At 44.1% G+C, this 15,075-nt stretch carries 16 protein-coding genes; 11 read left to right on the plus strand and 5 right to left on the minus strand.

Features of this window, described 5'->3' with window-relative positions:
* Nucleotides 1-28: 28 nt before the first annotated feature.
* Complete coding sequence (locus WG943_RS02420; RefSeq protein WP_073853987.1) at nt 29-274, minus strand: type B 50S ribosomal protein L31; 246 nt, start codon at nt 272-274, stop codon at nt 29-31.
* A 188-nt stretch (nt 275-462) separates the two neighbouring features.
* On the opposite strand from WG943_RS02420, the gene WG943_RS02425 reads away from it, so the two are divergent.
* From WG943_RS02425 to secDF, 6 genes are all read left to right on the plus strand, one after another.
* Nucleotides 463-978: a phosphoribosyltransferase family protein gene (locus WG943_RS02425; RefSeq protein WP_340406580.1), complete on the plus strand. Its 516-nt coding sequence runs from the start codon at nt 463-465 to the stop codon at nt 976-978.
* Nucleotides 979-1,034: 56 nt separating this feature from the next.
* Nucleotides 1,035-1,616 carry a non-canonical purine NTP diphosphatase gene (locus tag WG943_RS02430; protein ID WP_340406581.1) on the plus strand — a complete coding sequence of 194 codons (582 nt, stop codon included), beginning with the start codon at nt 1,035-1,037 and terminating at the stop codon, nt 1,614-1,616.
* Nucleotides 1,617-1,693: 77 nt separating this feature from the next.
* Entirely contained in the window at nt 1,694-2,314 is a 621-nt protein-coding gene (gene udk / locus WG943_RS02435; protein WP_340406582.1) for a uridine kinase, read from the plus strand.
* The gene (locus WG943_RS02440; protein WP_340406583.1) at nt 2,311-3,003 is read left to right on the plus strand and encodes a potassium channel family protein; all 693 of its coding nucleotides are present in this window, start codon (nt 2,311-2,313) and stop codon (nt 3,001-3,003) included. Before udk ends, WG943_RS02440 begins: the two co-directional genes overlap by 4 nt.
* Nucleotides 3,004-3,092: 89 nt before the next feature.
* A complete protein-coding gene (locus WG943_RS02445) occupies nt 3,093-3,416 on the plus strand; it encodes an RNA methyltransferase (RefSeq protein WP_340406584.1) in 324 nt (107 codons plus the stop codon).
* Nucleotides 3,417-3,585: 169 nt separating this feature from the next.
* The gene (gene secDF / locus WG943_RS02450) at nt 3,586-6,570 is read left to right on the plus strand and encodes a protein translocase subunit SecDF (protein WP_340406585.1); all 2,985 of its coding nucleotides are present in this window, start codon (nt 3,586-3,588) and stop codon (nt 6,568-6,570) included.
* Nucleotides 6,571-6,850: 280 nt separating this feature from the next.
* On the opposite strand, the gene WG943_RS02455 is transcribed toward secDF, so the two are convergent.
* Nucleotides 6,851-7,462: a NifU family protein gene (locus WG943_RS02455; RefSeq protein WP_340406586.1), complete on the minus strand. Its 612-nt coding sequence runs from the start codon at nt 7,460-7,462 to the stop codon at nt 6,851-6,853.
* A 215-nt stretch (nt 7,463-7,677) separates the two neighbouring features.
* Between WG943_RS02455 and WG943_RS02460 the strand changes: the two genes are divergently transcribed.
* The 4 genes from WG943_RS02460 to WG943_RS02475 all read left to right on the plus strand — a co-directional run bounded on the left by WG943_RS02460 (nt 7,678) and on the right by WG943_RS02475 (nt 10,866).
* Nucleotides 7,678-9,063 carry a sodium:proton antiporter gene (locus WG943_RS02460; protein ID WP_340406587.1) on the plus strand — a complete coding sequence of 462 codons (1,386 nt, stop codon included), beginning with the start codon at nt 7,678-7,680 and terminating at the stop codon, nt 9,061-9,063.
* A gap of 185 nt (nt 9,064-9,248) precedes the next feature.
* Complete coding sequence (locus WG943_RS02465) at nt 9,249-9,842, plus strand: carboxypeptidase-like regulatory domain-containing protein (RefSeq protein WP_340406588.1); 594 nt, start codon at nt 9,249-9,251, stop codon at nt 9,840-9,842.
* 33 nt (nt 9,843-9,875) lie between these two features.
* A complete protein-coding gene (locus tag WG943_RS02470; RefSeq protein ID WP_340406589.1) occupies nt 9,876-10,193 on the plus strand; it encodes a hypothetical protein in 318 nt (105 codons plus the stop codon).
* Nucleotides 10,186-10,866, plus strand: a complete 681-nt coding sequence (locus WG943_RS02475) for an ATP-binding cassette domain-containing protein (protein WP_340406590.1) — start codon at nt 10,186-10,188, stop codon at nt 10,864-10,866. Before WG943_RS02470 ends, WG943_RS02475 begins: the two co-directional genes overlap by 8 nt.
* A 2-nt stretch (nt 10,867-10,868) precedes the next feature.
* On the opposite strand, the gene aroC is transcribed toward WG943_RS02475, so the two are convergent.
* Both aroC and WG943_RS02485 read right to left on the minus strand, forming a co-directional pair.
* Nucleotides 10,869-11,948 (minus strand): chorismate synthase, encoded by a 1,080-nt coding sequence (gene aroC, locus WG943_RS02480; RefSeq protein ID WP_340406591.1) that lies wholly within the window; start codon nt 11,946-11,948, stop codon nt 10,869-10,871.
* Complete coding sequence (locus WG943_RS02485; RefSeq protein WP_340406592.1) at nt 11,945-13,390, minus strand: BatD family protein; 1,446 nt, start codon at nt 13,388-13,390, stop codon at nt 11,945-11,947. Before WG943_RS02485 ends, aroC begins: the two co-directional genes overlap by 4 nt.
* Before the next feature lie 306 nt (nt 13,391-13,696).
* Between WG943_RS02485 and WG943_RS02490 the strand changes: the two genes are divergently transcribed.
* Nucleotides 13,697-13,888 (plus strand): hypothetical protein, encoded by a 192-nt coding sequence (locus WG943_RS02490; protein ID WP_340406593.1) that lies wholly within the window; start codon nt 13,697-13,699, stop codon nt 13,886-13,888.
* Nucleotides 13,889-13,893: 5 nt separating this feature from the next.
* Here WG943_RS02490 and queG read toward each other — a convergent pair whose 3' ends face one another.
* On the minus strand, nt 13,894-14,844 hold the full coding sequence (gene queG, locus WG943_RS02495) for a tRNA epoxyqueuosine(34) reductase QueG (RefSeq protein ID WP_340406594.1): 951 nt from the start codon (nt 14,842-14,844) through the stop codon (nt 13,894-13,896).
* Between the last annotated feature and the right edge of the window lie 231 nt (nt 14,845-15,075).

Genomic DNA, 15,075 nt, shown 5'->3' on the forward strand with positions numbered 1-15,075 from the left:
TTGAAACGTTTTAACCGGGTGAAACCGCTTACTTTTTCTTGTAACGTGTGTTGAATTTCTCAACACGACCAGCAGTATCCACGAAGATATTTTTACCAGTATAGAAAGGGTGCGAAGCAGAAGAAACTTCCACCTTGATAACTGGATACTCTTTTCCATCTTCCATCGTAATAGTTTCGTCAGAAGTCATAGTAGAGCGAGTGATGAATTTAAAATCACTTGTCATATCCTGAAAAACCACCTGTCTGTACTCTGGGTGAATGCCTTTTTTCATTATTATAAACGTTAATTAACCTTAATTTCTAAATCGGACTGCAAATTTAACAAGATTTTTGTAAAGTAAAATGCTATACACCAAATTATTTTAGAAGCCGGCTAAATACTGCTACTGAAGCAATTATCTTCTTACATTTGCCTCTGCCGGCCCTAATTACCGGACTAAACCATATACTGCTACACTCCATGACTTCGCAAACGCACCAGCAAAACCTGATTCTGGACCAAGGCCAGATAGAGCAGAAAATCACACGTATGGCTTACGAAATGTTTGAGCAGAACTTTGAGGAGCAGGAGCTCGTGCTGGCGGGCATTTACCAAAACGGCTATACATTGGCTCAGAAGCTGGCACAGAAACTGGAAGCCATATCACCAATAAAAGTACAACTGCTGCAGATAAAACTAAATAAAACAGCTCCTTTGGAAACCCCCATTGAGGTAACTCCAACGGAGGTGAACATAGACGGAAAAGTTGTGGTGGTGGTAGATGATGTACTAAATACAGGCAAAACCCTTGCTTATACTTTAAATGTATTTCTGCCACAGAATCCGAAAAAGGTAGAAATAGCCACTTTGGTAGATAGGCACCACCCGCTTTACCCAATGGCTGCAACATACACCGGTTATTCGCTGGCCACTACGTTGCAGGAGCGCGTAGAGGTTGTGCTGGAGGAGAATGAAATAGCAGCGTATTTAATGTAGATATCCCTTTTCAGAAAGCAAACCGCTATATACTCAAATCTTTAAAACCCCAGATCATGAAAAGAATCTGCTTCGCCACCAACAATAAGAATAAGATAGCTGAGGTTAGCCAGATGCTGGAGGGAAAGTATGAACTGGTAAGCCTGGAAGAGATTGGCTGTACCGAAGAACTGCCCGAAGAGCATGACACCATGAAGGCTAACTCCCACCAAAAGGCAGCTTACGTGTGGCAAAAGTATAACATCAATTGTTTTGCCGACGATAGTGGTTTGGAAGTAGATGCTTTAGGTGGTGCACCCGGCGTATACTCTGCCCGCTATGCTGGCCCGCAACGCTCCGACAGCGATAACATTAACCTGCTGCTGCAGAACCTGGAAGGCAACGAGAACAGAAAAGCAAACTTCAGAACCAGCATCACACTTATACTTAACGGCCAGGAACACCAGTTTGAGGGCACTGTTGACGGAAGTATAACTACAGCGTGGAAAGGCAACAAAGGCTTTGGTTATGACCCTGTTTTTGTGCCAGCCGGCTATGAGCAAACCTTTGCCGAAATGTCTTCGGAACAGAAGAATGCAATCAGTCACAGAGGCCGCGCAGTAAGAAAATTGGTCGATTTTCTTAAAACACAGGGGTAAAATATAAAATTATTGCGCTGTGTATGGTCTTGTTCTGCCTAATATCTTAATTTTGTAGCCTGAAACTAAAGCTTCCAATGCAAAAGCCATTTATCGTCGGGATTACAGGAGGTAGTGCTTCAGGAAAAACAACTTTTTTGAACAAGCTGCTCACTTCGTTCTCACCAGAACAAATCTGCCTTATTTCGCAGGACAACTATTACAAAGATCGCGAACACCAGACAAAAGACCCCAATGGAGTCGTAAATTTTGATCTCCCTTCCTGCATCGACGACGAGGCCTATGCTACAGACATACTTAAAGTAAGCCAAGGCGAAACCGTTTACCGCAAAGAGTATACTTTTAATAACCCCAATGTTGTTGCCAAGCAACTTGAGTTCAGGCCAGCTCCTATTGTGGTAGTAGAGGGTATATTCGTATTTTATTTTGAGGAAGTATCAAAGCTGCTCGATCTAAAAGTATACATAGACGCAAAAGAGTACATTAAATTGCAGCGCCGCATCGTACGCGATAAAATTGAGCGCGGTTACGACCTGGATGATGTTCTTTACCGCTACACCCACCATGTAGCACCAACATACGAGAAGTATATTAAGCCTTACAAAAACGACGCGGATATTATCATTCCAAACAATGCTAACTTTGAGCGTGGCTTAGATGTACTTACCACTTTCTTAAACGCCAAAACAAAAGCATGAGGAGCAAATTTGCGGTAATAGGGCTGGGCATTTTCGGTAATTCCATTGCCCGCACGTTGGCAGAGCGTGGCGCTGAAGTAATTGCCATCGACAATAACGAAGACCACGTAGACGACATTAAAGATGATGTAGCCTATGCTGTAGCCCTCGATGCTACTGATATACGCGCACTAGAGGCGCAAAACATACAGGATATGGATGCCGTTGTTGTGGCTATCGGGGAAGACTTTGAGGCTTTGCTTATAACGACTGCCAACCTGCAAGAGCTTAACGTGAAACGCGTGATCACGCGTGCCTCCAACAAGCAGCAGCGCCGAATACTTGAGAAAATGGGTGTGCAGGAAATTCTGTCTCCGGAGGGTGAGGTAGGTAAAACAGTAGCAGAGCGCCTGTTGCAGCCAAATATCCGTACGTTCCTGCCGCTGCCCGATAATTACGAGATTGTAGAGATCAACGCGCCACGCAATATCTCTAATCGCAGCCTTGCCAAAATATCACTCCGCGAAAAGTATAACCTTAACTTAATAACCATTAAACGCTTTTTTGAGGAGATACAAGACGGAAAGCCAACGCAAGTAGAGCACATTATTGGTGTACCAAAGGCCGATACGATTATTTATCCTTCAGATATCCTGATTCTTATAGGTAAGAAAAACGATGTGAAGCGATTTATTGACATTAACCGCTAAGTATTTCTGTTTTTTCAGAAAAGATTTTACATTTGTGGTTATACATGCCAAAAGCTAAAAACATATCAAGCCATATTAAGCATCTTTTGATGACGCTTACTCTGCTGTGGGCTCTTATGCTCAACGGCCAAGAAGTGGTGGCTTATACTTTTACGGCTGAGGCAACCCCGCAGCAGGCCGATTCGAGGCTGGCTACAAAACACGAAAACAAGACAGTTGTAAAGCAAAAAGTATCTCTGGAGGCTACAACCTCTTTTGTGGCACTTAACTTACAGCAGGCTGTAGAACCGCTTCCGCAGCCAACTTTTGCTAACCCAATTTATATTTTATTGCCTGCCTATACTACCATACCTCCAAGTACTGGTTTACTAGCGCAGCTTTTTCCTATTACTATTCAGCCTAACGCTCCCTAAGCTGAGTATAACTCCCTTTCTTTATATTTTTGAGGGCTACTTGTACACTTAAATACAAGATACATAGGCCCTTCCGGAACAACTAAGCATTTTAAAAGGTTGATTTAAAGTAGCTTTCCCGGAATTGATGTTGTTTTCTAAATTCACCTATACTTTCACTAATTAAACAATGCGTAACAAATCGTTAATTATTGCTTTAACGATAATTGTATCGGCTATCTGCCTTTACTTTTTGTCGTTTTCGTTTGTTGCCAGCCGCATCCAGGACCAAGCCGAGGCTTATGCCACGGATGCACAAGGCAATGTAGATATGGCTAAGCAGCAAACCTACTTAGATTCTATCTGGAGAGAAGAAGTTTTCTTGGGCATGACATACCAGGAGGTTAAAGAAAACGAGCTTGGTCTTGGTCTTGACCTTAAGGGCGGTATGCACGTGGTACTAGAAGTGTCTCCTGTTGAGATCATTAAGTCTATGGCTGGCAACAGCAAAGACCCTAACTTCCTGAAGGCCCTTGACCGTGCAAAAGAACTGCAGCGTAACAGCCAGGAAAGCTTCACAACGCTTTTTGGTCAGGCTTACCGCGAAATTGAGCCAAACGGACGCTTAAGTCGTATTTTCTCTAACACTGCTAACCGTGGCAAAATAAGCTACGAATCTTCTAACGACGAGGTGATCGAGGTGATCGAGACAGAAGTAGAGGATGCGATTGATCGTTCTTTCAACATCCTGCGTACCCGTATCGATAAATTTGGTGTAAACCAGCCAAACATCCAGCGCCTGAAAGGTACTGGCCGTATCCAGATCGAATTACCAGGTGTAGATAACCCTGATCGTGTTCGTAAACTGCTTTCTGGCATGGCAAACTTAGAGTTCTGGGAAGTATGGTCTCCACAGGAGTTTACGCCTTACTTTATGCAGCTTGGCCAGTACCTGGACCAGCAGCAGCAAGCAGGAAAGCTTAACCTAGGCGAAACTGCTACAACTCAGAAAGATGCTCTTTCAGCAGCCGCAGCAGCTACCGATACTACACAGGATGTATTAGCACAGGCAGCTGCCGGCGATACTACTGCTACTATTGCCGCTACTACTCCGGATACTAATGCTACTGCAGCTCTAGATAGTGCTGCACAGCAAGGTGGCGTACTAGCTAACCTGTTCGTACCAATGCCAGGTGGCCTTGGCGCAAACGTACGCGATACCGCTAAGATCAACGAGATCTTCAGCCGCCCTGAGGTACGTGGCATGTTGCCTCCTAACATGAAGTTCTTATGGTCTGTTAAGCCGATTGCGGGCGATAACCGCCAGGAGTTCGTAGAGCTTTACGCAATCAAAAAAGGCCGTGATGGCAAGGCTCCAATGGGTGGCGACGCTATCAATGATGCTCGCCAGGATTTTGACCAGCAGGGCCGCCCTGAGATCACGATGACAATGAACTCTACCGGTGCTAAGAAATGGGCTCGCCTTACAGGTGATAACGTTGGCCGCCAGGTAGCCATTGTACTTGATAACTATGTTTACTCTGCTCCTGTAGTGCAGGGCGAGATTACTGGTGGTAACTCATCTATCTCTGGTAACTTTACTATCGAAGAAGCTCAAGACTTAGCCAACATCCTGAAAGCAGGTAAAATGCCAGCTCCAACGCGTATCGTTGAAGAGGCAGTTGTGGGTCCATCACTTGGTAAGGAAGCTATCAACCAAGGTTTAATTTCTACTTTGGCTGGTTTAGTAGTAGTAGTTATCTTCATGATTGCTTACTACTCACGTGGTGGTTTCATCGCCGACCTTTCACTTGTTTTCAACGTGTTCTTTATCCTGGGTATACTTGCTCAGTTTAATGCAGCACTTACATTGCCTGGTATTGCCGGTATCGTACTTACACTGGGTATGGCCGTGGATGCGAACGTACTTATTTTCGAGCGTATGCGCGAAGAGTCTCTAAAGGGGCTTAGTATGCGTGAGATCATCAACAAAGGGTACGATAAGGCATTCAGCACGATCTTGGATGCGAACGTTACAACGTTCCTGGTAGGCTTTATTCTGTACTTCTTCGGTTCTGGTCCGGTAAAAGGTTTCGCCATTACCCTGATGATCGGTATTGTAACCTCTTTCTTTACTTCAGTTTTCATCTCAAGACTGTTAGTAGAAAGCACATTTAAGAAAGCAGGTAAACTATCTTTCTCTTCAGCTCTGGCTAACAACATGTTCCGTAACGTGAAGTTTGATGTAATGAAGTATAGAAAACCAGCTTATGCTTTATCACTTGGTTTACTTGCATTTGGCTTTGTTGCGATGTACATCAACGGCGGCCCTAACCTGGGTGTAGACTTCAAAGGTGGCCGTTCTTATGTAGTAGAGCTTGATCAGGCTGTTCCGGCTTCTGAAATCCGTGAATCATTGGTTGACAACTTCCAGGGTGCAGGTACTGAGGTAAAAACGTTTGGTGCTTCTAACCGTGTTAAAGTGATCACCAGCTGGTTAGCTGACGACGAGAGCATTGAAGCAGACAACAAAGTAAGAGCCGCTTTGGATGAAGGTCTGGCACAGTACAGCAACCTTACTCCAGAAGTGCTTAGCTCTTCTAAAGTTGGTGCTACCATGGCCGACGACATCCAGAACACTGCTCTTATCGCTATACTTCTGGCGCTGGTTGGTATCTTCCTTTATGTGATGATCCGCTTCAGAAAGTGGCAGTTCAGTTTGGGGGGTGTTGTGGCCTTGCTACACGATGCCCTGATGATCATTGCCGTGTTCTCTATACTTGACCTGTTCGGTGTATCTTACGAAATGGACCAGGTGTTTATTGCTGCGGTACTTACTATCATTGGTTTCTCTATCAACGATACCGTGGTAATTTTTGACCGTGTGCGTGAGTACATGAACGATAACCCTCGTTCAGCGATTAGAGAAATCGTAAACCCTGCGCTTATCAGCACATTCAGCCGTACCATCATTACTTCCCTGACATTGTTCCTGGTGGTTGTGATTTTATTCTTCTTCGGTGGTGAAGTTCTTCGTGGCTTCTCGCTGGCGATGATTATCGGTGTTTTGGCTGGTACTTACTCATCCCTGTTTATCGCTACGCCAATTGTAGTAGATACAGTAAAAGACGAGAAGAAAGCGCCTGCTCCTGCACAACAGGCTACAAGAGTTTAAGTATAAACTTTATAATAATTGAGAAAGCCCGGAGCGTTTGCTTCGGGCTTTTTTTTGTATTACAGGTTAATAGGTTAGGTTTATTTATGTGCTTTTTTCGGAGGATCTTAAATAATAGTTGGTTCCTGTGAGCTAGCTTTTGTTATTTCATAGCCGCTGTAGCCCAACCACTCCTGCCCCTCCTTGTCTAAGGAGGGGCAGGAGTGGTTGGGTCCGGTAAAATAAAAAGAGCCAACCCCTACGCAGGGTTGGCTCTTTTTATACTTAGCTACGGCTATACTTAGATAGTCACACCGTCAGCTACTACTTCTTTTACTTGCGGTACCATACGCTTCAGCAGGTTTTCGATACCGGCCTTAAGTGTTACGGTTGCAGATGGGCAGCCGCTGCATGAACCTTGCAGGTGTACAGTTACCACACCTTCGTTGTAAGATTTAAACGTGATATTACCGCCATCCTGCTCTACAGCTGGGCGCACATAATTATCCAACAGGTCAATTACCTTCTTAGCAATCTCCGCATCTTCTGCAGATGTTTCTCCGTTTGCCTCAGTTGCTACAGCTTTCTTAGCTGAGAAACCTTCGTTAAAGATTGGGCCACCAGCCTCTATATAAGACTTAAGGAAGGTACGTAGCTCAGGTATAAGCTTTACCCACTCCAGGTCGGCACTTTTTGTAACGGTAACAAAGTTGCTGGCAATAAACACACGCGAAACGTAGTCGAAGTTAAAAAGCTCCTGCGCCAACGGCGACTCAAGCGCACTTTCTACGTTTGGATAATCCACACTCTGGCCATCCGGCAACAGTTGCTGGTTCATCACAAATTTCATCGATTCAGGATTCGGGTTTGCCTCAGCATAAACCGAAACCATCTTTTCTTTATTTTCTGACATGTAATTCCTTGTTTAGAAATAAAACTAGCGAGTATTGCTTTAAGTTTCCAAAATTAGCTATTATTTCCGACGAAGTAAACCTTTACGTGTATCAACATTAATTATGGGTCTTCCTGAGCCATACTGGCTTTAAGGCTGGCTATTTACGCCAGAAAATGTATCTTTGTGCAACAACAAATTAAACGACCTATTCTTTACACCGCACTAATCTAGACATGCTAAATAATTTTATACTGTTGGTGCAGTCGCAGCATGCAGCACCTGGTTTTTTGATTATCCCATTCCTTATTCTAATAGGCCTGATTGCCGCCGGGCCCATTTTCTTCGGCCACTTCTGGGAGCATAACTACAAGAAGATTGCCGTTACCCTGGGCCTTACCGTTTTGGGTTACTACCTTATTGTACTAGGTGATGTACACATGCCCATACACACATTTTTTGAGTATGCCTCCTTTGCCATACTTTTAAGCTCTTTATACATTGCAGCTGGTGGTATATACATCAACATAAATGCCAATGCCACACCTGCCATGAACGTAGCTTTAGTGGCCACTGGTGCTGTATTGGCTAATATTGTAGGTACAACAGGCGCTTCCCTGCTACTTATTCGCCCATTCATCCGCTTAAATGTGCATCGCATTAAGCCTTACCAGATCGTATTCTTCATATTTATAGTAAGTAATGCGGGTGGTCTTCTTACTCCACTTGGAGATCCACCATTGTTTATTGGTTTCCTGAAAGGTGTTCCGTTCTTCTGGACCTTACAGCACCTGTTCTCGCCATGGATAATCTCTATCATACTGCTTTGCCTTGTGTTCTTCTTTGTGGATAGAAGAAACAAAGAGGCCTACACTCCACGCCCAGAAGTAGTAGCTAAAAACGAAGAGAAGACTGAGTTTTATGTAAGCGGAAAACGTAACTTATTCTGGTTGGCTATCATCATCGGTGCCATCTTTCTGGATCCTAACGTGATAGACGGATTACCGCACATTTACTACGACGGTAATAAGTTTTCTTTTATCCGTGAGATACTTCAATTGTCAGCAGCTTTTGCTTGCTTTAAGTTCTCAAGCAAAACTGCCCTAGCAGGAAACCAGTTTAACTTCCACCCTATTCTGGAGGTAGTATTCTTGTTCTTTGGTATCTTCTTTACCATGATGCCTGCTTTACAACTTTCTGCAGCAATTGCATCTTCGCCTGAGTTTGCGCAGTACATCACACCAAACTTCCTGTACTGGGCTACTGGTTCACTTTCCGGCTTCCTGGATAACGCACCAACTTATGCTAACTTCCTGTCGCTGGCAATGGCTAAGTATGACATGGCGCAGAACATGCCTGCAGAAGTAAGTGCATTTGCCAACGGTACTGGCGCAAACCCGGAAACCCTGATCCTGTTAGAGGCTATCTCGCTGGCAGCTGTATTGTTTGGTGCCTTTACTTATATTGGTAATGGGCCTAACTTCATGGTTAAGGCAATCGCTGAAAGTGCCGGTATTAAAATGCCTTCTTTCTTCGGTTACATTGTGCGTTTCTCTATACCTTTCTTACTGCCTGTACTTATCTTAGTGTGGTACCTGGTTGTGCAATTAAGGTTGTTCTAAAGTAAAGTATTATAACATCAGAAAAGCCGCCTCTGTACACAGGGGCGGCTTTTACTTTTTTGCTCCTACAGCACCTACTTGTATAATAACAACAGGTAGCTCCCGTTACTATATATAGATTCCCTAATACTTTAGTAAAAGGTTAGAGCATCTGAAGCGAATTACTCCACTCGATAGTAAAAGCTATGAAAACAAGACTACTGCAGCTTATAACCATTGCCTGTATGAGCACCTTGCTTGTTGCTGGAAGTGCAATACAGGTAAAAGCGCAGCACGTGGTTCAGCTTTCAGGAGTTATTACTTTACAAGATAGTACGGCTGCGGTTGCTGGCGTAGCAGTTTATGTTCCTTTTACCTCCAGAGGCACCCACACCAACCAAAACGGCTTCTTCTCACTTCCTGTTTTGCCCGGCGATAGTATCGTAGTAGCAGCGCTTGGCTATGAAAAACAATACCTCCGTATTCCTGACAGCTTCCGGAACCAAAGCTACTCAACCAGCATCACACTGAGGCCTGCAAGTATAGAACTTCCTACTGTGGATGTGATGCCCTGGGCAACAGAACGCGACTTAAGAATAGCAATAGCTAAAGTAAAATTGCCGAAAAAGCCTAATACGGAAGTTGATATGGAGATTGTCCAAAAGAAGATACAGCGGACCTACTACCCTATGGATGCTGTGGCAAATCAGAAGCATGGGCTGCAGCAGCAAAACCGCCAGATGCAGGGACGCCATATGGTACCCTCGGATGTTAAGATTTTCGGTGTGCCTATCCGATAAAAATACTTATCTTAACTAGTATAAACCTGGCCTATGCACAAACTTAAACTGCGCCTGCACTACTACAAGGTTCTCCAAAGCTTTAACCTGCCATTTTCGTTACTCGCCAGCTCAACTGGATTTATATTTCAAGAGCATGTTGCGGCGCGAATCATCAATGCCTTTAGCCTAAGTTTGCTCACTGGCGGCTTCCTGATTGCTTTATACTTGTTTGAAGACCGTTACAGCGGCCAGTACTTCTTTTATCATAACCTTGGCTTAAGTAAAATCAACCTCATTGTAAGCTCCTTTTTATTTAATGTAGGGCTGGTTATTCTTTTATGGTTTGTTAAAGTATACTTATATGCCTAAGAAGCACACCCTCCAAGTTGACAGTATACAGTACCGCATCGGCGAGAGGCAGTTGCTAACCGATATCTATCTGAGCTGTGAAACTGGTGATATCTTAGGGTTATTAGGCAGAAACGGCTGCGGTAAAACAACTTTGCTCCAGATTATATTTGGCTCTAGGCACACTGACAATAAGCATATAAGGGTAGATGGCAAAGTATACCCGGAGCCTTACAAGCATCAAAACCTTATGGCTTACCTGCCCCAGCATAACTTTCTGCCGAAAAACTTAACTCTATCTAAAATTATAGATCTGTACCTTACTTCTCAGGAGAAGCGGGAGGGTGTAAAACAAGACGTGCTTGTGAAAATGCACCTGCACAAGTATGCATATGAACTCTCAAAGGGAGAATCTAGATACTTTGAGCTGCTGCTGTTACTGCAATTAGATGTGAAGTTCATACTTTTGGATGAGCCTTTTTCCGGTATAAGCCCGCTTTATGTAGAGCACATAGAAAGCCTGCTGCTGGATCACAAAAAATCCAAAGGCTTTATCATAACGGATCATGATTACCGTTCGGTGCTGCGGATTAGTGACAGAATCATACTTTTGGCAGACGGGTACTGCAGGCCAATCAACCACGAAGAAGAACTGCTAGAGTGGGGGTACATACCTGCAGGCACGTTTAGCTAATATTATACTTTGTTCACCTTCTGGCGCAACAGGAAATCTGCAATCACCAAAGCCGCCATCGCATCTACAATAGGCACGGCGCGTGGCAACACGCACGGGTCATGACGACCTTTTCCTTGCAACGTAATATCCTCGCCTGCATCGTTTATAGTTTGCTGCGGCTGAAGTATAGTAGCAACCGGTTTAAAAGCTACATTAAAGTATATATCCTGTCCGTTACTGATACCACCTTGTATGCCTCCGGAGTTATTGGTGCGGGTTCTTATATTTCCTTTATCGTCGGTGTAAAACTGATCGTTATGTTCGGAGCCTCGCATGCTTACACCTTCAAAACCGCTGCCGTACTCAAAGCCTTTCACAGCGTTTATACTTAGCATGGCTTTTCCTAGTTCGGCATGTAGTTTATCAAAAACAGGCTCTCCCAAACCAGCTGGTACGCCTTGTATCACACAGCTTACCACACCGCCTATTGTATCCAGGTTATCGCGGGCTTCCTCAACCACACCAATCATACGGGCGGCAATTTTGCCATCAGGGCAGCGAACTTTGTTAGCGTCAATTTTACTAAAGTCGAGTTTAGAGTAGTGCTTGCGAAGCTTTACCTTGCCCACTTGTGATACATAGGCATTTATACTTATGCCATACTTCTGCAGCAGTTTCATGGCTAAGGCACCAGCTGCTACACGCGCTACGGTTTCTCTAGCCGAACTGCGACCACCCCCACGGTAATCTCGGGTACCATACTTAGCGGTATAAGTATAATCGGCATGCGAAGGTCGGAAAGCGTGCTGTATATGACTATAATCGTGGCTGTGTTGGTCTTTGTTATTTACTCCCAGTGCAATGGGTGTACCGGTAGTCTTGCCCTCAAAAATGCCAGAAAGTATAGTCACTTTGTCTTCTTCTTTGCGTGGCGTTGTAATATCTGACTGGCCGGGGCGGCGGCGATCTAAGGCATGCTGTATCTCTTCTACGGTAATCTCCAACCCTGCAGGGCAACCATCTATAATCACACCAACAGCCGCACCATGCGACTCACCGAAAGTAGTTATCTTTAAAAGCTTACCGTATGAATTACTCATGCCTTGTTCTTTAGAAATACAAATGTCGCTACTACTAACAGCACGACAAGTATAATGTTAGTGTATCGTTTGATCTCATCAAAAAAATGGAGACTAACCAGAGTATTGTCCTCATTCTCGATGATGTTATAAAAGGAACCCAGATCTCTGGAGAGTACCATGGCATCGCTGTCGCGGGAGCCGGTTACTTGTACCTGCAGTGTTGGCCGCAGGGTATCGTAGGCAGCTGTAGTCGGGTTAAAGTATATCCACTCCAGTGTGTTTGCCAGGTTATAAGTTCCGGGCTCTCTTGGAAGTATAGCATAAGAAAAGCTCTTTTCACCAGACACCCTTCCTGCACGCCTTGTTACATCCTGGCGTATATCCGGTGAATAAAAATCCAAGCCAGCCGGCACAGCAGGTACAGGTGCCATAACGGCATCCAGATTACCCTCTCCTACTATCTCAAATAAATAAGTGAAGCTCTTGTTTACTGATGTTCTTTTCCTGGACAGGCTTTCGCGCAACGTATAATTACCTACCGGTACCACGTTGCGCAGCGGGTGCGGGGGCAGCTCCACCACCTGCACCTCACGCGGCCTGCTAAAAAAGGTCTTGAATCCCTCCTGCCGGTCTTCGGTGAGTAAGTTAGGGGTTTTAGCCACTTTGTATTTTATCATCTTAAGCTGCAATTGCGGAAATGCGAGCGTCTGCATGTTTAAAGGATAAAGTACTGCCTCGTACAGCCTGAACCGCAAGTATGGCTTGCCCTGCACAGTTACATTTTCAGGGGTTATCTCTGAGAAATCAAAAGCCTCTTCCCATACATTCGGCTGCTTTATCTGCTTCAGTATACCGGTTATCTGATTAGCGAAATCGTGGAAATCGAGTAGCCGCTGGTCTTCATCGGCTAAGTAAAAGTATAAAGCCACATCTACGCCTTCACCCACAAACACTTTTTCTTTGCTTGTATAAAGGGTAAGGAAGGCATTGTCATCTTTATCAACAAATTCTATTTCGGTGCTAGCCGGCTCCTGCTCTTCCTGTGGGTCAATCAGGTCTGGCATATTAGGGCCTTGTGGAGTACCAGCCTGCATAGGCACCACTTTTATAGTCATCCCCTGCGACTGCACCGTTACGCTATTTACTTTCATGGAGAAGGGGTTTAGCACATAATCGCCTTCTTCGAGGGCAGCATAGTTTTGTGTGTAGGTACGAACAATGCTTGTAACTCCCCCTACAGTTATAGTTTTCTCAGAGGAGTAGCGTGTACTTTTCTTAAAGCCTTCGATTTCCGGAAATGGAGAATACTCTTTTAACTGGTCGTCCTGAAGCTTTATAGAAACCGTGTAGTACTGATTTATGGGCAGCGGGCTTTTGCCTAACTCAATACTTACCTGTTGCGCCAAGCCAGGGACAGCCAGTGCAAAGATCAGAATTAAAGAAAGTATAAAGGGGCGCATAAACTAACCACAGCAAGCTACTACTACAATGTACAATAACAAATTTAACTAAAATCCTGCACTTACTAGTGCTCTATATTCTGCAGAAACCATTATATACTAACAGAAGCAACGAAATTATATTAAATTTTGGGTTTGCTTAATAGACTGATGCATAAGCACATCACTAGCTGATCTTGTAATAATTAAAATATAATTACACTATACCAATATTTTTTAATACATTTGCATTAAAATTATACTTTTAAAAAGCAACCTTTTTCACCTACAACGTAATTAAAAAGAGATTACAATTTACCTACCGAAATGTTAGAATACATTAAAACCATTTTGCTGAAGGTTAGCTTCGACAAGATGCTGTTTGAAAAGGAACTTAGAAAAGCCTTCAAAGTTTTAATACAAGAAGAATTACAACAGCTTAAACAATGGTGCTATGACCAATTTTCTGGTATGTACCTGATGATCTTAAACAAAGTATTCGCAAAAGCACAGGTGTAGGCCGCTTACTCTTCTGAAGAGGTAGTAAACTCCTGCACAAACTGAATGTTGCGCAGCAGCCCTTTATAGCCTGTGCGTTTTACCGCTGATTTCTTGAACAACTGCGAGAAAACCTCCTGTGTGAGATCCTGCCAATCGCTGGTTTTCATGTGGGACAGCTGTGGGTGCGCTAGAAACGCTGGCTCACTGTGCGGTTTACTAAAGCGGTTCCAAGGGCATACATCCTGGCAAATGTCGCAGCCGAATACCCAATTGCCGAATTTGCCTTGCATTTCCTGCGGCAGTTGGTCTTTTAGCTCTATGGTAAAGTAGGAAATGCATTTGCTGCCGTCTACTACATAGGGCTCTACTATAGCATTGGTCGGGCAGGCGTCTATGCAACGGGTACAAGAACCACAATAGTCTTTTATCGGTCCGTCCGGCTCCAGCTCCAGGTCTATAATTAACTCGGCTATAAAGTAGAAGCTACCCACCTGCGGCGTGATGAGGTTGGAGTTTTTGCCAACCCAGCCCAAACCACTTTTTTTTGCCCAAGCCTTATCAAGCACCGGCGCAGAATCTACAAAGCAGCGGCCACCAACTTCGCCTATCTCTTCGTTTATATAACTCAGCAGCTCCTTCAGCTTGTCTTTTATCACAAAATGATAATCGGTGCCATAAGCATACTTAGATATTTTATAGGTATCCTCTTCCTGCTGCTGCGCCTCCTTTTTGGGGTAGTAATTGAGTAGCAGCGATACTACTGTTTTAGCACCATCCACGAGCAGGCGCGGGTCAAGACGCTTGTCGAAGTGGTTTTCCATGTAGTGCATCTGCCCGTGCATGTTCTGGTTTAGCCAGCGCTCCAGCCTGGGTGCCTCCTCTTCCAGAAAATCAGCTTTGGAGATGCCGCAGTACATAAACCCCAGCTCCTTTGCCTTCTGCTTTACCTGATATGTGTACTTCTCTCTGCTCAATTTATACTTGGTGCCTCTTTTATACTTTAGCGGCTATACTTTGAAGAACAAAAGTACAGTAAAATAAATCCAACCGCAGATTAATAGGAATTTTGTTAATTACGATTAAACAGTCTTTCAAAACTAATTTGCTTTATAATATAGGGGCTAATGCCTCCTCTCATAAAAATATTTAGTAAAATAGATTAAAACTCATACTATCTTCTGCTGCTTTTATTACCTTTCCGGCAT

The sequence above is a fragment of the Pontibacter sp. H249 genome, from assembly GCF_037892465.1.
In the GTDB taxonomy this organism is placed as follows: Bacteria; Bacteroidota; Bacteroidia; order Cytophagales; family Hymenobacteraceae; genus Pontibacter.